Origin of the sequence: Roseovarius carneus (assembly GCF_020141465.1) — a bacterium.
Lineage (GTDB): Bacteria > Pseudomonadota > Alphaproteobacteria > Rhodobacterales > Rhodobacteraceae > Roseovarius > Roseovarius carneus.
The window spans coordinates 2,300,921-2,322,935 of record NZ_JAHSPD010000001.1; the positions used below are offsets into that span (position 1 = coordinate 2,300,921).

The following is a 22,015-nucleotide window of genomic DNA, read 5'->3' on the forward strand; positions in this document are numbered from 1 at the left end:
ATGGCAGCCCGTCCCCCCCTTTTACAGCTGAGCGACATCGCCCTGACCTTTGGCGGTGATCCAATATTTTCCAACCTCTCCTTGGTGGTGCAGCCGGGTGACAAGCTCGCCCTTGTGGGGCGCAACGGGTCGGGTAAATCCACGTTGATGAAGGTTATGGCGGGGCTGGTCGAGGCGGATGCAGGATCGCTGGTCATCGCACCGGGTGCGAGCGTTGGATATATGGAACAAGACCCTGATATGGCCGGGTTTGCCACGCTGGGGGATTATGCCACCGCCACGCTGGACCCTGCGGAGCATTACAAGGTCGAGATGGCCGCCGAGGGGCTGAAGTTCAACCCCGAGGGCGATGTGTCCACTGCCTCGGGCGGGGAACGGCGGCGCGCGGCGCTGGCGCGTTTGATGGCCGAGGCGCCGGAGCTGATGCTGCTGGATGAGCCAACCAACCACTTGGATATCGAGGCGATCGGCTGGCTTGAGCGGACGCTCAAGGAGACCAAGGCAGGCTATGTGCTGATCAGCCACGACCGCGCCTTCCTGCGAGAGCTGTCGCGCGCAACACTCTGGATCGACAGGGGAATGTCGCGGCGGCAGGAGAAGGGGTTTGACGCGTTCGAGGCGTGGCGCGACAAGGTCTGGGACGATGAGGACATGCAGCGCCACAAGCTGGATCGCAAGATCAAGTCCGAAGGCCGTTGGGCCGTGGAAGGCATCAGCGCACGGCGCAAGCGCAATCAGGGCCGGGTGCGCGCCTTGCAAGAGTTGCGCGCCGAACGTTCAAGCCAGATCCGCCGTCAGGGGGCGGCGTCCATGGCACTGGAGTCGGGGCCGAAATCAGGCAAGCTGGTGGCCGAGGCTGAAGTTATATCAAAGGCTTACGGCGACAAGGTGATCTTGCAAGACTTCTCCATTAAGATCCAACGCGGCGACCGGATCGCGCTTGTTGGTCCTAATGGCGTGGGCAAAACCACCTTGCTGCGGATGCTTTTGGGCCAAGAGGCACCGGACAGCGGCAGCCTGCGTTTGGGCACCAATCTCGCGCCTGCTGTGTTTGATCAAAGCCGCGCGCAGCTTGATCCGGACATGAGCCTTTGGGACAGCTTAACTGGTGATCCCGACATGCGCGTGTCGGGCAAGGCCGATCAGGTTCTGGTGCGCGGGATGCCGCGCCATGTGATTGGATACCTTAAAGATTTTTTGTTTGACGAGCGGCAGGCGCGTGCGCCTGTGCGGTCGCTGTCTGGTGGCGAAAAAGCGCGGCTTTTGCTGGCCAAGCTGATGGCCAAGGAGAGCAACCTTCTGGTGCTTGATGAGCCGACGAATGACCTCGATATCGAGACGCTGGACCTGCTTCAGGAGTTGCTCGATGATTATGACGGCACGCTGATCCTTGTCAGCCACGACCGTGATTTTATCGACCGGGTTGCGGCGACCACCATTGCGATGGAAGGCGATGGCCGCGCCGTTGTCTATGCGGGCGGGTGGAGTGACTACCGCGCGCAAAGGGGCAGTGATCCGGCGGAGGAGACGCAGGCAAAACCCCGCAAATCCAACGCGAAGGCGGCGCCTGCGGCAAAACCTGCGGTGAAGCTGAGCTTCACTGAGACCCACCGTCTGGAGGCCCTGCCTGCCGAGATCGCGCGGCTGGAGGCGGAGATTGGCAAGCTTGAAGGGCTGATGGCTGACCCAGAGCTTTACACCCGTGAGCCTGTGAAGTTCCGCAAGGCGAGCGAGGCTTTGACCACCCGGCAGGCGGCCTTGGCGGCGGCGGAGGAAGAGTGGATGGTGCTGGCCGAGAAGGCCGAAGCGTCCTAAGCAGCGCGCCTGATCAAGGCACGTGGCGGCACTCAATTTATCTGAGCAAAGCTGGAGCGGGTAACGAGAATCGAACTCGTAACTAAAGCTTGGGAAGCTGCCGTGATACCTTTTCACCATACCCGCCGCTGAGTGAAGGTTTGCCCCAAAGCGCGGGCAGGATCAAGCGCCATTCGTGGCGCGCGCTGGGGGCAAGTCTGGGCCCCTTACGTCTTTGTTGCTGCGCGGAATAAGCGCCTCCGTAGGCGGATTATTTGCATATTCGCGCGGCCCAAGGTATCAGAAATACCGATTACGCATCGCTGAAAATCGTATTTTACAATATAAAGCCTCTATCACTACACTATATTTGGCCGTGGTCTGGGTTGGATTAGAGGCATGCTTTGCCTGCTTGTGCGCTATTTCAGCCCAATTAGGCCGCTGACGACCAATAATAGGCCGCTTGCACCCAACATACTCCGCATCAAGCGCGGCTGGGACAAGCCTGAGACGCGGCAACAGCACGCGGCACATGATAAAAAACTACGAACTTGGAGGTTCAAACATGAAAAAACTCATTACCAGCCTGTCGATCTCGACGCTGCTAGCGTCGTCCGTGGCAACAACGGCATCTGCCGCTGATATCTGGCCTTTTGACGTGATCAACGCCGAAGGCGGCGGGGCCGAGGTCGTGTCTTATGTCGGTCTGGAGGCGGCCGAGCAGCCTTGGCACATCTGCGTGCTCTTTCCGCACATGAAAGACAGCTACTGGGTCGGCGTGAACTACGGCATCGTGGATCAGGCGCGCAAGCTGGGTGTGAAAGCCACCATCCTTGAGGCAGGCGGCTACACCGAAGCTGCCAAGCAGGTAGCGCAGTATAATGACTGTGTGGCGCTGGGTGTTGATGCGATCGTGATTGGCGCGATTTCCGAGGCGGGTCTGGCCAAGAGCATGGAAGAGGGCCGCGAAGCGGGCATCGTGCAGGTTGGCGTGATCAACCCGATGAGCGATGTGGCCGATGCGCGCATCTTTGCCAATTACGACGATGCGGCTGAGGCGGGTGCGAACTACCTGATCGAGCTTGCGGGCGACACGCCCATGCGCATGGTGCACTTCCCCGGGCCCCAAGGTTCCGGCTGGGCTGAGGCGTCCACTGAGGGCGTGACGCGCGCTCTGGAAGGCAGTTCCATCGAACTGCTCGAATCCAAATACGGTGACACCGGCAAGAGCATTCAGCTTCAGCTCGTGGAAGATGCGCTTCAGGCCCATGACGGCGTGAACATCATCTTCGGCACGGCCGTGACAGCAGAAGTCGCGGGCCAGGCTCTGGAAGAGGCGGGCATCGAAAATGCGATGGTTGCGGCCTATTACTCGAACGAGGGTATGGTCGATATGGTCAAGTCTGGTGCCGTGACCGCCACGGTGACCGAATCGCCGGTTATGGAGGCGCGGATCGCCATGGACATGGCCGTGCGCATCCTTGAGGGCAAAGAGCATATGACACATCTCTTCCCCTCGATGACTGTTGTGACCCAGGACAATATCGCCGATCTTGATCTGAGCCGGTCCTTCGCTCCGGCGGATTGGGAGCCGGTCTACTCGGTCGAGTAAGTCTTGATGACAATCGCAACAAATACACCGGGCGCTCAAGCAGCGCCCGGCTTTGTCTCGCTCCCCCTGATCAAGATCGAGGGGTTGCATAAATCCTATGGCGCGTTCAAGGCGCTGGACGACATGCAGTTTGAGCTGCGCGCGGGCGAGGTGCATGTGCTTTTTGGCGAAAACGGCGCGGGCAAATCCACCCTTATTCAGATCATTTGCGGCGTTCAGGGCTTTGACGAAGGGACATACGATCTCTTTGGCGCCCCGGCTGGTACGCTCAGCCCCGCGATCGCGCATAAAAAGGGTGTGAGCATCGTTTTTCAGGAATTCAGCCTGATCCCCGATATGACGGTCGAGGAGAACCTCTTTCTCGGCCATGAGGTGATGCGTGGCGCGCGGCTTGATAAGGCGGCGATGCGCGCGCGCGTGGCGTCTGTGCTGGACCGGCTGGGCTTTGCACTTGATCCTGCCGCGCAGGTCAGCAGCCTGCGGCGCGCCCATCAGCAGATGGTTGAGATCGCCAAGGCGCTCTTGTGGGATTGCAAGGTCCTGATCCTGGATGAGCCGACAGCGTCGCTCACCGATCAGGAGGCCGCGCAGCTTTTCGATATCATAGAACAGTTGCGTGCGGACGGTCTTGGGATCGTCTATGTCTCGCACCGGATGCCAGAAATTCAGCGCCTTGCGGACCGGATCACGGTGCTGCGCGACGGCAAGTTTATCGCCACGGTGCGCAATGAGGACACAAGCGAGAAGGAGCTTGTGCAACTGATGACGGGGCGGACTTTTGACGAGTTTTTCCCGCATGTCGCGCGCAATGTGGGCGAAGAGGTTTTGCGGTTTGAGGATGTGACGCTGCAAAGCGGTCTGGCCGAGCATGTGAGCTTTGCCGTGCGCCGGGGCGAGGTTCTGGGCTTTGCGGGCCTTGCGGGCTGTGGCAAATCCGAGGTGCTGCGCGCGGCCTTTGGGCTGGAGACCGCCGCGCGGGGCCGGATCACGGCAAGCGGGGTGGCGTTGACGCATCATAACCCACGAAAGGCGCTCAAGGCGCGCATCTGTTATTTTCCGTCCGATCGCGCGACTGAAGGGTTGGCGATGCACCAAAGCATGGTCTTCAACGGTACCATCGCCGCGTTGGATGATCCGGCCTTTTCGCGCAGTAAGACATTGCTGAAGCGCAAAGCCGAGACAAGCTTTACCCAATCCATGATCGACAAGCTGAAAATCCGCACGCCGGGCCTTGGCGCGAAGGCGGATCAACTATCGGGTGGCAACAAGCAAAAACTGATGATTGCCAGGGGTTTGTCGCGCGATTTTGATGTATTTTTATTCGACGAGCCCACAGTGGGTGTCGATATCCAAGCCAAGCTGGAGATTTATGACGTGATCAAGACACTGACCGAGGACGGTAAGGCGGTGGTCATCGCCTCATCCGAGCTGGCCGAGGTCATGCATATGTCGCACCGGGTTCTGGTCATGCGCGAGGGTGCCATCGTGGGTGAGCTTGACGGTGAGGCGGTCACGGAAGATGCGCTCTTGTCGCTTTTCTTCGATCACGAGGTCACGACGAGTGGGCAGGCAACGAGCGGAGAAACAACGGGCGGGGAGGCGGCACAATGAGCGATGCAAGCCTGACCCGCGAGAGCCAAATGGGCCGCATCCTCCGTGTGGTGGGCATTTTGCCCATCGTTCTGGTGCTGACATGCGTGTTTCTGGCGCTTTATGAGCCACGGTTTGTGCGGACCAACAATCTGATCAACGTGCTGCGCAATGCGTCGTTTCTCACGATCATCTCGGCCGGGCAGATGCTTGTCATCATCGTCGGCGGTTTTGACATCTCCGTCGGGGCCATTGTCGCGCTGACCTCGGTCAGTGCGGCCTTGTCCATGGCGGGGCTGTCGGAGATGGGGGTCGAGAGCGTCGGGATGATCGTCCTTTTGGGGTGTCTCATGGGGCTGATCCCGGCGATCATCGTAGGCATCGCCAATGGCTTTTTCGTGAGCGTGATGAAAATCTCGCCCTTCATGGTGACCATTGGCACGATGACGATTGCGCTGGGGATTGCGGGCTATGTCACGGGGGGTACGCCGATTTATGACATGCCCGAGCTTTTCACCCGCGAGATCGGGCGCGGCAAGGTTTTTGGCCTGCCATACATCGTTTATGCGGCCATGATTGTGGTGCTGGTGATCTGGTATATCCAGAACCAGACGCGGATGGGCCGCTATTTTTATGCGGTCGGTGGCAATGAGAAAGCGTCCCGCCTGTCGGGGCTCAACACACGCAAATATATCTGGCTGGCTTATGTGTTCAGCGCGCTTCTGGCCGGGATTGTCGGGCTTTTCCTCACTGCGCGGGTGGGGTCGGGCGAGGCGACGCTGGGCAGCAACCTGATGTTGGAGAGTATATCGGTCGCGGTGATTGGCGGTGTGGCCCTCAAGGGCGGCGTGGGGCGGATCGGGATGGTGGTGATGGCCGCCCTCTTCCTATCGGTGCTCAGCAACGGGATGAGCCTCGCGCGGATCGACAGCAAGTATCACATCATCATCATAGGTCTGGTGATCATTATCGCCGTGGCCGCTGAGAGCTTCCGCGAGAGCAGAAAGGGCCGTCATGTCTGATCAAACGCAAACACCGGGTTTCGATCTGCGCAGCATGGGGACGCATCTCTTGTTGCCGCTCGCGATTGTGGCGGTCGTGCTGGTCTTTGCCCTGCTACAACCGGCGATGGTGTCGGGCGGCAATGTGGTCAATATCCTCAAGCAATCGTCGCTGTTTTTCTTCGTGGCCTGCGCGCAATTGATGGTGATCATCACGCGGGGGTTTGATCTGTCGGTGGGGGCCAACGTCTCGCTGGTGTCGGTCGCGTCCTCCATGGTGATGACAGCGCTTATCCCCACGATGGGGGCGGGTGCGGGGATCGCGGCAGGGGTGGTGTGCGGGCTGCTGATCGGAGTGGGGATCGGGGCTGTGAACGGCGCTCTTGTGGCTTATGCGCGGATTAACCCGTTTATCGCGACACTGGCCACGATGAGTATTTTCACCGGATTTGCGACCACGATTTCGGGCGGTTTTCCTATTTTCAATCTGCCTGATGCGTTCAATTTCGGTTTCAATCAGATGTTGATCCTCTTGCTGCCGATCCCTGTGGTGATTGCGGGGCTGGTCGCATGGGGCATCCATTTCACGCTGACGCGGACGGTGCATGGGCGCGTGCTCTATGTGCTGGGCGACAGCAACGCCGTGGCCCATGTCGGCGGGCGGCGCGTGAAAGAGCATCTTTTCTTCGCATATGTCAGCGCAGGGGTCTTGGCCTCCATCGCCGGCATTCTGATGACCGCGCAGACCGGGTCTGGCGAGCCGAACCTCGGGACGTCGTTGGTGCTGGGCAGTATCGCGGCGGCAGTGATTGGCGGCGCGTCCTTGCGCGGCGGGGCGGGCGGCATTTCGGCGCCAATCTATGGCGCTTTGCTGATCACGTGCCTCTCGGTCGGCATGAACCTTGAGCAGATCCACGGGGCATTGCAACCTGTGGTGATCGGGGCAATCTTGATTTTTGGAGCAGCACTTGATGCGCTGCGCAATCGCGGGCGGTAGGAGGCAGCCATGTGTAAGGGAAGCGGAGCGGGCACAGCGGTGCCGAAGGTGTTTATCGACAACGAGCGCACACGCGTGACCGAATGGCGTTTTGCCGCGCGCGGGGACAACACGGGCTGGCACAGGCATGAGTATGATTATGTCGTGGTGCCGGTGCAGGATGGCTTTTTGGAACTGACTGACCCGGATGGGAAAATGACCCGCGCCGAGCTGAAGACAGGCGTGCCCTATTTTAAAAATTTGGGCGTTGAGCATGATGTGGTAAACGGGAATGACTTCGAGTTTGCCTTCATGGAGGTGGAGTTCAAGGATAGCGCTGCGGGCGGCGCTTAGGACCGTACCAAGGGCTGATCCGGGCCGTAGAACGGCCTTGGGCAAAGGTTTATGCGTATTTCACCAAGTCTTGGCCGAAGCCTTGGGAGATACTTGCCACAATAGCGGCACTGGGATGGAGCGCTTTGCGAGGGGGAGATCATGTATTTTTCGACAGCTGAGTTCACCGCGCCCGACAAGAGCGATGTCTGGGCTCGTAAACTGTCTGAGACCTATTTCTCGCTTGAGGCCGAATGCCATAATGCGGCGGAGTTTCAGGGCGAGCTGAAATCTTGGTCGTTGGGCGTCATGGGCCTGTCAGAGATGGAATGTGACGGGGTCCTTTACCATCGCCGCCGCGAACATTTTGCCAAGGAACAAGACGCAAGCCTCCTGATCACTATCCCGCACAAGGGAGATGTGCATTTCAAGCAGGCCGCGCGCGATACCAAATGCGGCCCCGGTGCGTTTTTGGTGGAGCGAGGCGACATGCCTTATGAGTTCTGGCACGCCAAGCGCAATCGGCTATGGGTGCTCAAAGTGCCCACCGCCAGCGTCCGCTCGCGCCTTGGGGCGACGGATCGGCTGGGCTCACTGACCTTTGATGCCACGGGCGGTGTCGGGTCTTATTTCGTGGGGGCTGTGCGCAACACGATCGAGTGTATTGATATGATCGCCGATGCCGGGCGCGATATGGCGGGGCAACATCTGCTGGACCTTCTGTGCCTATCGATGCGCAGCGATGACCGTATTCTGGACAGCAATTCCTCGACCATCCGTGCAGCTCATCTTCAACGTGCCGAGCAATATATCCGCGATAACCTTGCCAATCCCAACCTCAGTTCGCAACTGGTCGCCGAAAGCTGTGGCATCTCGCTGCGCTATCTTCAGCGTCTCTTTGCGGAGACGGACAACTCCATCGTAGGTTATATCCGCGACAAGCGGCTCACGCGCTGTGACGAGGCGCTTCGGATGGTGGGCGAGACCTCTACCGTGGCCAATATCGCCTATAAATGGGGGTTCTACGACCAAGCGCAGTTTTGCAAACATTACCGCAAGCGCTTTGGCTGCACCCCCACCGACACACGCAGACAGATCCGCCTGGAGGCGGCGCGCGAGGGCTGAGAGCGGCCCGCCACACAAAGATACCAAATGAAGCATGGCCCCGAATAAAGGGGCATGACCCCTCACGGGGTGCGCAGACATAAAAAGACAGGAACGCAAAATGACAAAAACACGGGTTGCAGTCGATGTGGGGGGCACGTTCACCGACGTGGTCATCATGGATGAGGCAAGCGGGCAGATCCGCATTGAAAAGACCCCCTCCACCCCCGATGATCCGATGCGCGCCATCATGACCGGTGTGGCGGATGCAAAGGTGGATCTTGCGGATGTCACCATGTTCTCGCATGGCACCACGGTGGCTACGAACGCGCTTATCATGCGGCAATTGCCACGCACGGCGATGGTCTGCACCGAAGGGTTCCGCGATGTGGTGGAGATACGCCGCTCCAACAAGGAAGACCTTTGGGACACCTATAAGGACGTGGCCAAGCCCTATATCCCGCGCCGGGACCGTTTGTGCGTCAAGGAACGGATCGACGCTGCAGGCAAGGTGATCGCCGAGCTGGACGAGGCAGATGCCCGCCGGGTGGCCGCGATCCTCAAGAAACGTGATGTGAAGGCCATCGCCGTTTGTTTCATCAACTCTTATGTCAACGGCGCGCATGAGCGGCGGATGAAGGAAATCCTGCGCGAGGTGATGCCGGATGTGCATATCTCGATCTCAAGCCAGATCATGCCCGAGATTTTCGAGCATGAGCGGTTCTCGACCACGATGGTCAATGCCTGCGTGTCGCCCGTGGTGGTCGATTACGTCTCGCGGCTGAGCGATAAGCTCTCGGACGGGGGCTATACGCGCGACCTTTTGCTCCTGCACACCGGCGGCGGCGTGATGACGCCCGCAAGCGTCAAGGATTTTGCCGCGCGTCTGGCTGGCTCGGGCATTGCGGCGGGGGCGATTGCGAGCCGGTTTATCGGCAATCTCTGCGGCCATGAGAATTCCATCGGGTTTGACATGGGCGGGACCAGCACGGATGTCTCGCTGGCCTATCAGGGCGAAAGTACGGTGACGAAGGATTGGTATATTGAATACGGCTATCCTATCCGCTTCCCGTCGATCGAGGTTCTGACCATCGGCGCGGGCGGTGGATCGCTCGCGTGGCGCGATGAAGGTGGGTCCTTGCGCAACGGACCGCAATCCGCGGGCGCGATGCCCGGCCCTGCGTGTTATTCCAACGGCAATGAGGTGGCCACCAACTCGGACGCCAATGTGGTTCTGGGCCGTCTCGGCACCAGCCTTGCAGGCGGCGATATCACGCTCGACCCCGCGCTGGCCGAAAAGGCGGTGCAAGACACCGTGGCAGGGCCTTTCGGGATGGAGCTGCACGCCGCAGCAGAGGCGATCATCGACGTGGCCAACGCCAACATGGCCAATGCGGTGCGGCTCTTGTCGATCAGCCGCGGCCATGATCCGCGCGATTTCGCGCTGGTGGCCTTTGGTGGGGCAGGGGCCTTGCACGGCGCGGCTGTGGCCCGCGAATTGTCGATCCCCGTGGTCATCGTGCCGCCCAATCCCGGCGTCACCTCGGCCATGGGCTGCTTGCTGGTGGATATTCAGCATGACTTCTCCGACAGCTTCATGGCCGATGCGGCCACCACCAAGCCGGAAGATCTGGAGGCGGCGTTTGCCTCTATCGAGGCCGAAGCGGCAGAGCGTTTGCGGCATGAAGGTGTCGCCCCCAAGGACACGGTTTTGCAGCGCACGGTTGAGATGATGTATCAAGGTCAGTGGCGTTCGCTTGCGGTGCCTGCACCCGGAAAAATCACCTCGACCAGCGATCTGATCAACGGCTTTCATGATCAGCATGAGCGCGAATACAATTTCCGCCGCGAGGATGCGCCCGTCAGCATCTTCCGTGTGGGGATCAAGGCCACGGGCGTGGTGCCCAAGGCCGAATTGCCCAGCTTTGAGGTGGTCAAGAACACGCCTACGCCTTTGACCACCCGCAAGGTGTGGTTCAAGGGCGCGGCCCATGACACGCCGGTCTATGACCGCGCGGCCTTCAAGGCGGGGGCCGAATTCGACGGACCCGCGATTGTCGAACAGGTGGACAGCACCGTGGTCGTGCCGCCGAGCACCCATGTGACGGTCGATCAGTATATGAACATTCTTATGCGCGTGGAGGGCTGAGCCATGAACACTGCACACACCCAAGAGCTGGACCCGGTCACCTTCGAGGTTCTGAAAAATTCCTTCATCACATCGGTCGATCAGATGGCCGAGCAGATGCTGCGAACCTGCTATTCGTTTGTGATCTACAACCGTGATTTCTCCAATGGTCTGCATGATGCGGATGGCAATTGCGTGGCGCAGGGCAACGCCGATATCGCGGTGCATGTCGGCACGCTGCATTACACCTGCAAGGACGTGATCCGCGTCTTTGAAGGCGATATGTATCCCGGTGATGTCTATGCAATTAACGATCCATATGCGGGCGGCACGCATTTCAGCGATGTGCGGCTCATTCGGCCCATCTTTGACGAAGAAACCCTGATCGGTTTCTCGCAATCCAACGGGCATTGGTCCGACCTTGGTGGCTCTGTTCCCGGATCGTTCAACGTGAGCGCCCATGAGATGTTTGGCGAGGCGGTGCGGATCACGCCCATCCGCCTCTTCCATAAGGGCAAATTCTGCTCGGACGTGGCCAATATGATCGCGGCCAACACCCGCGATCCCGCCTCGATCATTGGCGATATCCACTCCCAAGCGCAGGCGACGCAGGTCTCCGAGCGCGAGTTGCAGCGCCTTGTCGCCAAATATGGCCGCGATCAGGTGATGCAGGGTATGAGCGCGGTGCAGGATTACGTTGAACGCTCCGTCCGGCAGCGGATTGCGGCGCTGCCTGATGGCACATGGGAGGCGGTGGATTACATTGACCGTGATCCCGGCGCGGGCGAGGGGATGATCCCCATCCATATCAAGATGACCATCAAGGGCGATCAGATCACCTATGATTTCGAGGGCAGCCACCCGACGATCTCGTCGATCTACAACTCCGCCCATGGCGCGACCTTTTCGGCGGTGGTGGCGGGGATGAAGACCTTCTTCCCCGACCTGCCGATGAACAGCGGCTTTTACCGGATGGTGGATGTGAAGGCGCCCAAGGGCAGCGTGGTCAGCGCCGAGTGGCCCGTGGCCGTGACCGGGTTCCTGATGCCGTTCGAGAAGATCATGAACGCGATCTTCGAGATGTGGTCCCAGATCATGCCGGAACGCGCCATCGCCTGTGCCTTTAACCTCGAATACCTGTTGGCGGGCGGCAATGACCTGCGCAAGCCCGAGAAGCCCATTTACATGTTCTACGAATGGCTTCCCGGCGGCTGGGGCGGGCGCAACGGCAAGGATGGCAGCGACGTGACGACCGCGTGTTTTGGCACTGGCCTCATGTCGCAACCTTCCGAGGGCAATGAACGCGTGAACCCGACCCGCGCGGACGAGTTCCAGATCATGCAAGACAGCCCCGGCCCCGGCAAATGGCGTGGTGGTGCGGGCGTGATCAAGGCCTCGACTTTGCTGGAGGCCGAAAACACCGTGATCTCCTATATCTGCGACCGGGAGCGGGCCGTGGTCTGGGGGGTGGAGGGCGGATTGCCGTCGATGCCGCATGGCCTGATGATCGCCGATGGCGAGACGGGCGAGGAAAAATGGCTCGGCTCCGTCTTCTCCAACTACCGCATCAAGAGCGGGGATCGCTTCACCCGCCCCACGGCGGGCGGGGGCGGCTATGGCGATCCGATGGAGCGTGACCCCGTGCATGTGCTTGAAGACGTGATCGACGAGTATGTGTCGGTTGGCCGGGCCGAGCTGGATTACGGCGTGGTGATCAAGGTGAACGATGCCGATATGCTCGATTACGAGATTGACGTGGCCGCCACCGACAAGGCCCGCGCCCATATCCGCGCAAACCGTGTCACCTGGGCGCGCACCGACCCCGAAGAGGTCGCGCAGATGTATAAGGACGGCAAAATCAACGAGATGGACGCCGTGCGCAAATATGCGGTGATCCTTGATTGGGGCACGGGCGAGCTGATGCCGATCTCCACAGGCCAGTTCCGCGAAAGCTATGAGCGCCGCTCGGTCGCGCACTGGACCTGAAACGTAGCTGGGTCGCATCTGGGTCCGGGGGGGTATCCCTCGGGCCCGGTGTCTATTGCGGCATCGAATAGCTTGAGACAGACCAGCATACGCTAAGAGAATGTCTGGCAGCACGCATCGCGCCCTCCATCCTACAAACGCAAGCTTTGCTCTGCGCGGCGCCAGTTCGCTCTCTGGGGCGTTATTTGCCGTGACAGACGGGCTAAAACTGCCATCCCTTACCTTTGCCCCAATCCGTGAGCGCGCCGGAGTCGAGCATGATGCGCTTTGGGTAGCGGGGACCGAGACGATTACTGAGCCTGTGCAGTGCATCCTCGTAGGGCACCCATTTCTGAGGATCAAAACCGCGCTCGGATAGTTCCAGACGCATACGAGCGTCGGCATGCGCGAGCTTGCCACTCACAGGCTTGGAGTGCGCGCCAGTTGATCCTCGAAAGAGAACACACCGTGCCGCAAATCATCTACCCACCGAGACAACGGCTGAAAATGATTTGGATGCACCGAGAACAACCGCTGACGGGCCAGTTGGTTCTCAACCACCTGAAAGTCGTCATTTGCTGGTGTTCCTGATGCATAGTGCAGCATCGGTGCGCTTGCTCCTGATTATGGTGTGAGCAAAGCACTGATTTCAAACAGATTCGCTCAGCCAGCTTCCTAATCGCTAACCAAGCGAGGTTACCAAAGCGTTAACACCGTGCCGCCAATATCAATGTTGCAGAAATGTTGCACAAAACAAAATCCACCCAGAAGGGCAGATTTGTAACTCTTTGATCTCTTTTAGAGATTTTGGCTCCGGCGGTAGGGATCGAACCTACGACCAATTGATTAACAGTCAACTGCTCTACCGCTGAGCTACGCCGGAATACCGCGGTTCGTATAGCAATGGGTCTGGGCGGCGTCCAGAGGGTTTGTCAGTTATTTTGATGGCGATCTTGTAGGGCCCTGAATGGGGTGTCCGCATGCAGTGCGCCTTGGGGTGCAGCGTGTTTTTTGCCCATCAGGTCAATGAGATGCGCGAGGACGTTGCGGACGGCGGCGGGCAGGAGGGCAGGGTTTGTGTCGGTGTAGATGGCCTGTGCGATCTGGCTGGCTGTGGCCGGGCCGTGGGCGATCTGCGCCAAGATCTGGGCTTCGCGGGTCTCGCGGTGCGCAATCAACCACTTGAGCCGCGCGGCGGGGTCCGTGATGGGCGCGCCGTGGCCGGGGTACAGGACCTTTGCGCCGCACTCTTGCAGCCTGCGGCATGAGGCCATGAAATCCGTGAGGTCCCCGTCGGGGGGCGAGACGAGGGAGCTGGCCCAGCCCATTACCAGATCGCCGCAGAAGATGGCCCCGCCCATCTCAAAGCAGAGATGATTGCCGAAATGGCCGGGGGTCCAGAGGGCGCGGATCTGCCAATCTGTGCCAGTAATGATCTCGTTATCTTTCAGGGTGATATCAGGGGTAAAGCCTTCATCCACACCTTCGCCGCCGCGCATGAGGCCGGTGGCTGCGAGATCTGCCATCACTGCGCTGCGCCCGGCCTCTGGCCCGCCATACGCATAGACCGGCGCGCCTGTCTGTTCGCTAAGCGGAGCCGCGAGCGGCGTGTGGTCGCGATGCGCATGGGTGGTGAGGATATGGGTGATCCGCTGCCCGGGCTCCAGCGCGCTTAGGATAGCGCTCAGATGGTTTGGATCGTCCGGGCCGGGGTCAATGACGGCGATATTGCTTTGGCCGATGAGATAGGTATTCGTGCCACGGTAGGTCATGGGCGACGGATTGGGGGCCACGATCCGCCGCAGGTCGAGGGCGAGGGGGATGGCTGTGCCGGGGGCGGGGTTGAAATCATCGCTCATGGGTCTTGGATAGGGCTGCGCGGCGCGCGGTGTAAAGGTGCATTGAGGCATTTCCCCGGCATGGCTTTCGGATTAGGCTCGCTCGCATGACTTTTCATTGGCTCAAACGCTACCTGCCGCGCAGCCTTACGGGGCGCGCCACGCTGATCCTGCTCTTGCCGGTGATCACGGTGCTGATCGTGGTGTCGGTCGTGTCTGTGCAGCGGCTTTTTGAAGGGGTGACGCGGCAGATGACGGTGACCGCGGCGCGCGAGATTTCGCTTGTGATGGCGGCGGATGGGGATGCTCTGGCGCGGGCGCTTGATATGGAGCGCCGTGTTTTGGCTAGCAATGAGGTGCCGGAGGCGGATTTGCGGCGCTGGCATGATTTGACAGGGATTGTGGTGATCCGTGAGCTGCGACGGCTGGTGCCGGAAATCAGCGCGGTGCATCTGCCCGATAATCAGGTCGTGGCGCTTTATGTGGAGGGGCGGGACGGGGCTCTGGAGTTGAGGTTTGACCGGCGGCGGGTGTCCGCCTCCAACCCGCATCAGCTTTTGGTGAATATGCTGGTCTTTGGGGCGCTTATGACCGTGGTTGCCTATATTTATCTGCGCAACCAGCTCAGGCCGATCACGCGGCTGGCACGGGCAGCGGAGGCGTTTGGCCGCGGACGGATGGAGGATTATCGCCCGCGCGGTGCCATCGAGGTGCGCGCGGCGGGGCATGCATTTTTGGACATGCGCGCGCGGATTGAGCGGCAGATTGAGCAACGCACGTTGATGCTGTCGGGTGTGAGCCATGATCTGCGCACGCCGCTTACGCGGTTGAAGTTGAGCCTGACCATGCTTGAGGATCAAGAAGAGGCGGCCCCGATGCTGCGCGATGTAGATGACATGCAGCGCCTTTTGGACGAATTTTTGGCCTTTGCCCGTGATGCGGCGGAGGATGAGCCGGAGGTGGTGGACCCTGTAGCCCTTGTGAGGCGGATCGTGGAGGATTGCGTGCGCAGCGCCTTGCCCGTGACTTTGCATGAGGTGCGTGGTGAAGGCGCGCTGCCCTTGCGTCCCGGCGGCATCCGGCGGGCGGTGGAGAACCTGATCAACAACGCGGTGCGCTATGGCAGCCGGGCGGAGGTCTCGGTGCAGATCACGGCACGCACATTGCGGATCACTGTAGAGGATGATGGGCCGGGCATCCCCGAGGCGCTGCGCGAGGAGGCGGTAAAGCCCTTTGCGCGGCTGGAGCCGGGGCGCAATCAGGATAAGGGCACGGGTGTGGGCCTTGGGCTTGCGATCACCACGGATATTGCGCGGGTGCATGGGGGGAACTTGCGGCTTGGACCCTCGGAGCGTCTGGGAGGGCTGTGCGCAGATATCGTGATTGCGCGGTGATAGCGGTTTTTTTGAGTATTTTTTGCTAAGAAGAAGCGCAAATGTGGCGCGCAGGCCCCTTATGCGGTGTTTTGGGCCGGGGGACCTCATATAAAGATTGCTTGATATGGTGCGCCTGCGGTTTATGGCATTGGGGGCGTAACTGAGATCGGCGAAATTGTGCAGCAGGCGGGCGGTTATCCATTTGTGGAGGTGCGCATGGACGACGGGCGCGCCGAGATGTCCGGGGTCTCTGCATGGCAATCGGGACCGTCATTCGATGTACCTGTTGGGCGGCTTTTTGCGCGCTGGGACTGGGATGGGGCGACGCTCAGGGCTGAGGTCGATCCCTTCGGGTTTTTCAATCTTTATGTCTATGAGAAAGCAGGCAGGGTGATGATATCGCCCTCGCTTCTGGAGCTTGTGGCGCAGGGTGCGGATACGGCGCGCGATGATCTGGCGCTGGCTGTGTTTCACCGGATGGGTATTTTTATCCATGATGAGACGCCGCTTGCCCATGTGCGGACCCTGCCGCCCGGCGGTCGCCTCGTGTGGTCGGAGGGGCGGTTGGAGATCACGGGCGGGGTGGATATCCCCGTGGAGCGGCAGATCAGCCGCGAAGGTGTCGTCGAGGGCATGACGGAGTATTTTCGCGCAGGGATGGCGCGGATTTTGCACAGCTATGATGGGCCTTTGGCGCTGCCGCTGAGCGGGGGGCGGGATTCGCGCCATATCCTGCTGGAGATGCTGCATCAAGGTCGGCGGCCCGAGGCGTGTGTGACGTTTCATCATAATGGTGTGGTGATGAATACCGAGGCGCAGGCGGCGCGTATGGTGTGCGAATGGGCCGGGGTGCCGCATCATGTGCTGGGCCATGCGCGGCCCCGTCTGGCCGATGCGCTGCGGAACGTTGTGATGACGAGCCTTTGCGCGGATGAGCATGCGCAGATGATGCCGCTTCATGATTACTTTCTGGGCCGCGATATCGCCGGGTTTGACGGTATCGCAGGCGATATCCTGACCAACCCGGATGGTGATGCGGAGCGGTTCTACCAGCTGGCGATGAAGGATGATTATGTCGGCATCGCGCGCGGGTTGGTGGAGGGGCATGGCGGCGTGATCTCGCAGCCCGGATGGGGGCAAGGGGCGGGGCCGCTTTACTCACCCGGGATGGATCGCGAGGTCTTGGAGCATATTGGACGGGCGGTGGCCGCCTATGCGGATGCGCCGGACCCTTATCAAGTGTTCTGGATGTATCACCGCACGCGGCGTGAGATTAACTTCGTACCACAAGCTATTTTAGAGTCTACGAAAATGGTTTTTTGTCCCTATCTGGATGAGCCTTTTGCACGGTTCTGCATGTCGCTGCCTTATGCCGTGACGCGCGATCAGAAATTGCACAATGACTGCATCGCGCGCGCTTATCCGGGTTATGCGGATATCCCTTTTGCCGAAGGGTTTGCCGCGCCCGCGCCCCAATCCGGTGGGCTGCGCCATAAGCTGCGCAGTGCATTGGATGTTATGCGGATTTGCCGGAAACTGGGCGCGCTTGGGGAGGTGCGGGCGTTTATCGGCGAGCCTGCGGAGCTGAAACGTGGCCCGGACACGGCGTACCGCTTGCATGATCTGTGTCTGAGCGGGCTTGATACGGTCAAGGCACGGGCTTTGCTGGATTTGGCGTCAGAGCTTGAGGCTGCGCGGCCGCGCCATTTGATCACGGATGCGATCTGAGGATGTTGGATCGTGTCTCTTCCAAGCTGCGCCAAGCGTTTTACCAGCGCAAACGCAGCGGCGCGTTTCAACGTCCCTTTGATCAAAGTGCTGCGCGCAAGCTGCTTCTGCTAAGTGTTGATCACCGGATTCCACAGAGCCAATTGTTCCCGTTTCATTATTACGCAGGCGCGCTGCGGCGGGATCTGGACATGGATGTGCGCGAGGTCGTGGCCGAGGAATACGGGCTTGAGGGACATCCAAAGAACGCCACAACCATTTGCTTTCAAACACAATTCGATATCTCGGATGAGGCGCTTGTCACGCTTGTGGCGCGGATACGCGCGCGCAATCCGAAGGCGCGGCTGATCTATCTCGATTGGTTTGCGCCGACGGATTTGCGGCTGGCCGCGCGGGTCGGCCCTTTGGTGGATGCGTATGTGAGCAAGCATGTGTTGCGCGACCGGGCGCGCTACGGCGAGCCGACATTCGGCGACACGACGCTTATGGATCACTATGGGCGGGCCTTCGGTCTGACCCATACGGAGCAACATTTTCCGGTGCCGGAGGCGTTTTGGGACAAGCTGCATCTGGGTCCGTCCTTTGCCACGGCGGATTTCATGCTGCCGGTTTTTGCGCGCGGTGCGCGGCCCCAAGGCGCGCGGCCCATTGATCTGCATGCGCGCATCGCGGTTGGTGGCACGCCATGGTATGCGCAGATGCGGGCGCAATGCGCGGCGGCGGTGGACGCTTTGGACGGGGTCAATTGCGTGACCGGAACTGGCATCCGACATCATCTCTTTCTGCGCGAGCTGCGGGGATCGAAGCTCTGTTTCAGCCCGTTTGGCTATGGTGAGGTGTGCTGGCGTGATTATGAGGCGGTGATGACGGGGGCGGTCCTGATCAAGCAGGATATGAGCCATGTGGAGACCGACCCGGATATCTTCTTGGCGCATGAGACTTACGTGCCGGTGCGCTGGGATCTGAGCGATTTCGCCGATGTGGTGCGCGGCCTGTTGGACGACGCGCCACGCCGCAAACGGATCGCGGAGGCCGCGTTCGCGCGGTTGCAGGACTATGCCCGCGCGGGCCGCTTCGTAAGCCAGATGCGGGCGGTGATTGCACCGGAGGCGGGTCCATGAGCGTTACCGCCATTGTGATCGGGCGCAATGAGGGCGCGCGATTGGTGGTGTCTCTTGCCTCGCTCAAGGGCGAGGTGGCGTCGGTCATTTATGTCGATAGCGGCTCTAGCGATGGGAGTGTTTCGGCGGCGAAAGCTGCGGGGGCGCAGGTCGTGGCGCTGGACATGGGCAAGCCCTTTACGGCGGCGCGGGCGCGCAATGCAGGCCTGACGTTGGCGGACACTGAGTTCGTGTTCTTCCTCGATGGGGATTGCAGGGCTGTTCCGGGCTTTGTGGCCGACGCAATCGCTTGTTTAGAGGCGCATCCGCAGGTGGTTGTGGTCTGTGGCAGGCGGCGCGAAATTGCGCCCGAGGCCAGTGTTTACAACGCCTTGGCGGATCGTGAATGGGACGGCCCAAGCGGCGCGGTCAAGGCCTGTGGCGGGGATGCTGTGATGCGTGCAGCGGCTGTGCGGGCTTTGGATGGCTATAATCCTGCGCTGATTGCTGGCGAGGAGCCGGACCTCTGCTTGCGCCTACGCGCGCAGGGTTGGGGCATCTGGCGGCTAGACCGGGATATGACGTTGCACGATGCGGATATGCACCGCTTTGAGCAGTGGTGGCAGCGCGCGATGCGGGCGGGCCATGCCTTTGCCGAAGGGGCTATGCTGCATGGTGCGGCACCCGAGCGGCATTGGGTGGCGGAGACACGCAGGGCGCTTCTTTGGGGCGCAGTTTTGCCTTTGGCGCTGCTTACCCTGAGCTTCACTGTGTCGTGGGGCTGGCTCTTGTGGCTGGTCTATCCGGCGCAGGTTTTGCGGCTTTCGCGGCGCGGCGGCTGGGCCTGGGGTTTCTTCACGGTCTTGGGCAAATTCGCGGAGGCGCGGGGCGCGGTGGGCTATTACTGGCGCAGGCTGCGCGGGGGTGAAGTGCGGATTATCGAATATAAGTGATCATTTCGCGCGCCATGTGCGCCAGATCAGTGCCGGCAGGATAGCAAAACATTTGGCATAGCGCGGGACGAGCCGGGCAGGGCTGCTGAGCGCGCGCCACAGCCATTCGAGCGCAATCGCCCGGACCCATGCGGGTGCGCGCCGCTGATGGCCGCCCAGAAAATCAAGGCCCGCGCCGATGGAGGCAAACCCGACCGACGGGGCGAGGCTGCGACCGCGTGCGGCCAGCGCCTCTTGCTTGGGCGCGCCGAGGGCCAGAAAGCATAGGCCCGCGCCTGAGGCCTCAACCGCGCGCAGCACCTCCGCCGCCGTGTCGCCCTCTGGGTCAAACCCCATGGGCGGTGCGTGGGCATATGCGACCTCAAGCCCCGGCAGGGCGGCACAAAGATGCGCGCGCGCGTCCTGCAAGGCCAGTTCCGTGGAGCCGATTATCGCGATGGGCACGCCTGCCTCTTGGGCAAAGCTGCACAGAGGCACGATCATATCCGAGCCGGGCAAGAGCTCAATCGTCTCGCCCGCAAGCCGCGCAAGCCAGACAATCGGCCGCCCATCGGCCACGACAATATCCTGCGCCGCATATGACGCCGCAAACGCCGGGTCTTCCCCAATCTTTACAAGATGGTCAAGGTTCACGGTGGCCAAGGCAAAGCCGCGCCGTGCGCGCAACGCGGCCCCGATATCTGCCATCAATCGCGCCTGTGTCGGGTGCGTGATACGGACGCTGTGGGGCGGGACGTGCAGGATCATGAAAGGCCTCTCGACATGGTGCCCCTACAAACTCCTTCAAAGCGGCCAAGAAAAGGCAAAATCGAGGGGTAGGCGGGACAAATCATGCGCCCTTGTGCTATTTGCCCCCAAAGCGGGCGCGAGGGCCCGACCCCAAGCTGAGACCGCCCCAAGGATATGCCCAACGCGCTTGCCTTTTTGATGCTGATGATCTGGCCCATCGTGTGCCTGATCCTGTTTCGGCGTCTGGGGGTCGAGCGCGCGATTATCTGGTCTATTTTGGGCGGCTATCTGATCTTGCCACAGTCGGCGGCCTTTGATTTTCCGCTGATCCCGGCGATGAACAAGACATCCATCCCCAATATCTGCGCGTTTCTCTTTTGTGTGTTCCTGCTCAAGAAAAAGGTGGGGTTTTGGCCAATGACATGGCCAATGCGGGTGATTGTGCTGCTCTTTATTGGTGGGGTGGTGCCCACGGTGCTCACCAATGGCGACACGATCGTTTTCTCGCTTTTGGGGCAGACTGCGCCGATTGTCTTCTCCACCGCGTCACTTCCCGGCCTGGGGTTGCGTGATCTTTTGTCGGTGATCATCGGGCAGGTGATCACCCTGCTGCCGTTCTTTCTTGCGCGGGCCTATCTCAGCACCGAGACGGGCCTGCGTGAATTGCTCTACGCATTGATGATAGGCGCGTTGATCTATTCCATCCCCTCGCTGATCGAGATCCGGCTGAGCCCACAGATGAACGTCTGGGTCTACGGCTTCTTTCAGCATGATTTTGAGCAAATGATGCGCCAAGGCGGGTTCCGGCCCATCGTCTTCCTGCCGCATGCGCTCTGGCTTGCTTTCATGGTGATGAGTGCGGCGATGGCCGCTATCGCCTTGGCGCGTGAAGCGCCTGTGCAGAGCAAGGTAAAACTCTTTGTCGCGGCGTGCTATCTCATGGTGCTTTTAGTGCTCTGCAAAAGCCTTGCATCGCTGCTTTATGCGCTAATTCTGGCCCCTGTGCTCTTGTTTGCGTCGAGCCGTATCCAGGTCTGGCTGGCCTTTATCTTCGCGTCGGTCGCCTTCATCTACCCAATGCTGCGCAATAATGGCTGGGTGCCCTTGGACAATATTCTGGCGCGGGCAGAGGCCTATAGCCCTGCGCGCGCGCAATCCCTTGGATACCGCTTCAACAACGAGGAGCAACTTCTTGAGCGCGCGGATGAAAAGCAACTGTTCGGCTGGGGTGAATGGGGGCGGAACCTCGTGCGAAACGTCGAGTCGGGCGAAATTCTGACGATCCCTGATGGACAATGGATCATTACCTTCGGCTCTTTCGGTTGGGTCGGCTATATCGCGCAGATGGGCATGATCGGTGGGCCGCTCTTGATCCTGTGGTGGGGGATGAACCGCTGGCCGGGCGGGCAGATGCCGCGCTATCTGGCGCCTGTGGCGCTGCTCTTGTCCATCACGATGATCGACATGCTGCTCAATGCGATCCTCACGCCTTACACATGGCTGATGGCCGGGGCGGTTCTGGGGGCCTGCGAGGCCCAGCATGTGAAACGGATTAATACCCCAGTGTCAGAGCCGCGACCGCCTCGCACGGTCATGGGTGCGCGGATCAGATGAGCCTTCTGCGCGAGGGAAACGGGGCTTCCAGCAACCGGTGAGTGATTCGGCGAGAAATAACTGAAAAGTGGCAAAAATGTGCAATTGTTTCGGATTAGTATCCAATCTGTTTCTCCTATTGGTTTTGTCGCAATTGGCGGATTAAACACATTATGGGCACATTTCCAAAGTTTC

At 60.3% G+C, this 22,015-nt stretch carries 17 protein-coding genes and 2 tRNA genes; 14 read left to right on the forward strand and 5 right to left on the reverse strand.

From position 1 onward, the window contains the following. Positions 1-1,815: an ABC-F family ATP-binding cassette domain-containing protein gene (locus KUD11_RS11525; RefSeq protein WP_109384575.1), complete on the forward strand. Its 1,815-nt coding sequence runs from the start codon at positions 1-3 to the stop codon at positions 1,813-1,815. Positions 1,816-1,867: 52 nt separating this feature from the next. Here the strand turns inward: KUD11_RS11525 and KUD11_RS11530 are convergent. Further along, positions 1,868-1,941 (reverse strand) — tRNA-Gly (locus tag KUD11_RS11530). Between the two features lie 418 nt (positions 1,942-2,359). On the opposite strand from KUD11_RS11530, the gene torT reads away from it, so the two are divergent. The 8 genes from torT (at position 2,360) to KUD11_RS11570 (ending at position 12,524) form a co-directional block, all read left to right on the forward strand. After that, a complete protein-coding gene (torT, locus tag KUD11_RS11535) occupies positions 2,360-3,406 on the forward strand; it encodes a TMAO reductase system periplasmic protein TorT (protein WP_181375258.1) in 1,047 nt (348 codons plus the stop codon). Between the two features lie 6 nt (positions 3,407-3,412). Then, positions 3,413-5,017, forward strand: coding sequence for a sugar ABC transporter ATP-binding protein (locus KUD11_RS11540; protein WP_109384573.1), 1,605 nt, complete (start codon positions 3,413-3,415; stop codon positions 5,015-5,017). Continuing rightward, positions 5,014-6,018 carry an ABC transporter permease gene (locus tag KUD11_RS11545; protein WP_109384572.1) on the forward strand — a complete coding sequence of 335 codons (1,005 nt, stop codon included), beginning with the start codon at positions 5,014-5,016 and terminating at the stop codon, positions 6,016-6,018. The genes KUD11_RS11540 and KUD11_RS11545 overlap by 4 nt, the downstream gene beginning before the upstream one ends. Continuing rightward, positions 6,011-6,994, forward strand: coding sequence for an ABC transporter permease (locus KUD11_RS11550; RefSeq protein WP_109384571.1), 984 nt, complete (start codon positions 6,011-6,013; stop codon positions 6,992-6,994). Before KUD11_RS11545 ends, KUD11_RS11550 begins: the two co-directional genes overlap by 8 nt. Positions 6,995-7,003: 9 nt before the next feature. Then, entirely contained in the window at positions 7,004-7,327 is a 324-nt protein-coding gene (locus tag KUD11_RS11555) for a cupin domain-containing protein (RefSeq protein WP_109384570.1), read from the forward strand. A 141-nt stretch (positions 7,328-7,468) separates the two neighbouring features. Further along, positions 7,469-8,431, forward strand: coding sequence for an AraC-like ligand-binding domain-containing protein (locus tag KUD11_RS11560; RefSeq protein ID WP_109384569.1), 963 nt, complete (start codon positions 7,469-7,471; stop codon positions 8,429-8,431). A gap of 100 nt (positions 8,432-8,531) precedes the next feature. Continuing rightward, a complete protein-coding gene (locus KUD11_RS11565; RefSeq protein WP_109384568.1) occupies positions 8,532-10,559 on the forward strand; it encodes a hydantoinase/oxoprolinase family protein in 2,028 nt (675 codons plus the stop codon). Between the two features lie 3 nt (positions 10,560-10,562). After that, positions 10,563-12,524, forward strand: a complete 1,962-nt coding sequence (locus tag KUD11_RS11570; protein WP_109384567.1) for a hydantoinase B/oxoprolinase family protein — start codon at positions 10,563-10,565, stop codon at positions 12,522-12,524. A 399-nt stretch (positions 12,525-12,923) separates the two neighbouring features. On the opposite strand, the gene KUD11_RS11575 is transcribed toward KUD11_RS11570, so the two are convergent. The 3 genes from KUD11_RS11575 to KUD11_RS11585 all read right to left on the reverse strand — a co-directional run bounded on the left by KUD11_RS11575 (position 12,924) and on the right by KUD11_RS11585 (position 14,362). Further along, the gene (locus tag KUD11_RS11575; protein ID WP_146190823.1) at positions 12,924-13,109 is read right to left on the reverse strand and encodes a hypothetical protein; all 186 of its coding nucleotides are present in this window, start codon (positions 13,107-13,109) and stop codon (positions 12,924-12,926) included. A 202-nt stretch (positions 13,110-13,311) separates the two neighbouring features. After that, positions 13,312-13,386, reverse strand: a tRNA-Asn gene (locus KUD11_RS11580). A gap of 49 nt (positions 13,387-13,435) precedes the next feature. After that, positions 13,436-14,362, reverse strand: a complete 927-nt coding sequence (locus KUD11_RS11585; protein WP_109384566.1) for an MBL fold metallo-hydrolase — start codon at positions 14,360-14,362, stop codon at positions 13,436-13,438. 86 nt (positions 14,363-14,448) lie between these two features. Between KUD11_RS11585 and KUD11_RS11590 the strand changes: the two genes are divergently transcribed. The 4 genes from KUD11_RS11590 (at position 14,449) to KUD11_RS11605 (ending at position 19,498) form a co-directional block, all read left to right on the forward strand. After that, positions 14,449-15,735: an ATP-binding protein gene (locus tag KUD11_RS11590; protein WP_109384565.1), complete on the forward strand. Its 1,287-nt coding sequence runs from the start codon at positions 14,449-14,451 to the stop codon at positions 15,733-15,735. A gap of 198 nt (positions 15,736-15,933) precedes the next feature. Next, on the forward strand, positions 15,934-17,445 hold the full coding sequence (locus KUD11_RS11595; protein WP_146190822.1) for an asparagine synthetase B family protein: 1,512 nt from the start codon (positions 15,934-15,936) through the stop codon (positions 17,443-17,445). Positions 17,446-17,447: 2 nt separating this feature from the next. After that, positions 17,448-18,566 (forward strand): hypothetical protein, encoded by a 1,119-nt coding sequence (locus tag KUD11_RS11600; protein ID WP_109384563.1) that lies wholly within the window; start codon positions 17,448-17,450, stop codon positions 18,564-18,566. Beyond that, complete coding sequence (locus tag KUD11_RS11605; RefSeq protein ID WP_109384562.1) at positions 18,563-19,498, forward strand: glycosyltransferase; 936 nt, start codon at positions 18,563-18,565, stop codon at positions 19,496-19,498. Before KUD11_RS11600 ends, KUD11_RS11605 begins: the two co-directional genes overlap by 4 nt. Here KUD11_RS11605 and KUD11_RS11610 read toward each other — a convergent pair whose 3' ends face one another. Further along, the gene (locus tag KUD11_RS11610; protein ID WP_224380216.1) at positions 19,499-20,185 is read right to left on the reverse strand and encodes a WecB/TagA/CpsF family glycosyltransferase; all 687 of its coding nucleotides are present in this window, start codon (positions 20,183-20,185) and stop codon (positions 19,499-19,501) included. A gap of 216 nt (positions 20,186-20,401) precedes the next feature. Here KUD11_RS11610 and KUD11_RS11615 point away from each other — a divergent pair, with 216 nt between their 5' ends. Beyond that, positions 20,402-21,841 carry a hypothetical protein gene (locus KUD11_RS11615; protein WP_109384560.1) on the forward strand — a complete coding sequence of 480 codons (1,440 nt, stop codon included), beginning with the start codon at positions 20,402-20,404 and terminating at the stop codon, positions 21,839-21,841. Positions 21,842-22,015 lie beyond the last annotated feature (174 nt).

What these genes read in the sequence shown, in the direction of transcription:
- KUD11_RS11615 (WP_109384560.1), top strand. Translation starts at nt 20,402, where the DNA reads ATGCCCAACGCGCTTGCCTTTTTGATGCTGATGATCTGGCCCATCGTG.
- KUD11_RS11605 (WP_109384562.1), top strand. Translation starts at nt 18,563, where the DNA reads ATGAGCGTTACCGCCATTGTGATCGGGCGCAATGAGGGCGCGCGATTG.
- KUD11_RS11610 (WP_224380216.1), bottom strand. Translation starts at nt 20,185, where the DNA reads ATGGCAGATATCGGGGCCGCGTTGCGCGCACGGCGCGGCTTTGCCTTG.
- KUD11_RS11540 (WP_109384573.1), top strand. Translation starts at nt 3,413, where the DNA reads ATGACAATCGCAACAAATACACCGGGCGCTCAAGCAGCGCCCGGCTTT.
- KUD11_RS11575 (WP_146190823.1), bottom strand. Translation starts at nt 13,109, where the DNA reads ATGCTGCACTATGCATCAGGAACACCAGCAAATGACGACTTTCAGGTG.
- KUD11_RS11560 (WP_109384569.1), top strand. Translation starts at nt 7,469, where the DNA reads ATGTATTTTTCGACAGCTGAGTTCACCGCGCCCGACAAGAGCGATGTC.
- KUD11_RS11565 (WP_109384568.1), top strand. Translation starts at nt 8,532, where the DNA reads ATGACAAAAACACGGGTTGCAGTCGATGTGGGGGGCACGTTCACCGAC.
- KUD11_RS11590 (WP_109384565.1), top strand. Translation starts at nt 14,449, where the DNA reads ATGACTTTTCATTGGCTCAAACGCTACCTGCCGCGCAGCCTTACGGGG.
- KUD11_RS11600 (WP_109384563.1), top strand. Translation starts at nt 17,448, where the DNA reads ATGTTGGATCGTGTCTCTTCCAAGCTGCGCCAAGCGTTTTACCAGCGC.
- KUD11_RS11555 (WP_109384570.1), top strand. Translation starts at nt 7,004, where the DNA reads ATGTGTAAGGGAAGCGGAGCGGGCACAGCGGTGCCGAAGGTGTTTATC.
- KUD11_RS11595 (WP_146190822.1), top strand. Translation starts at nt 15,934, where the DNA reads ATGGACGACGGGCGCGCCGAGATGTCCGGGGTCTCTGCATGGCAATCG.
- KUD11_RS11585 (WP_109384566.1), bottom strand. Translation starts at nt 14,362, where the DNA reads ATGAGCGATGATTTCAACCCCGCCCCCGGCACAGCCATCCCCCTCGCC.
- KUD11_RS11570 (WP_109384567.1), top strand. Translation starts at nt 10,563, where the DNA reads ATGAACACTGCACACACCCAAGAGCTGGACCCGGTCACCTTCGAGGTT.
- torT (WP_181375258.1), top strand. Translation starts at nt 2,360, where the DNA reads ATGAAAAAACTCATTACCAGCCTGTCGATCTCGACGCTGCTAGCGTCG.
- KUD11_RS11550 (WP_109384571.1), top strand. Translation starts at nt 6,011, where the DNA reads ATGTCTGATCAAACGCAAACACCGGGTTTCGATCTGCGCAGCATGGGG.
- KUD11_RS11525 (WP_109384575.1), top strand. Translation starts at nt 1, where the DNA reads ATGGCAGCCCGTCCCCCCCTTTTACAGCTGAGCGACATCGCCCTGACC.
- KUD11_RS11545 (WP_109384572.1), top strand. Translation starts at nt 5,014, where the DNA reads ATGAGCGATGCAAGCCTGACCCGCGAGAGCCAAATGGGCCGCATCCTC.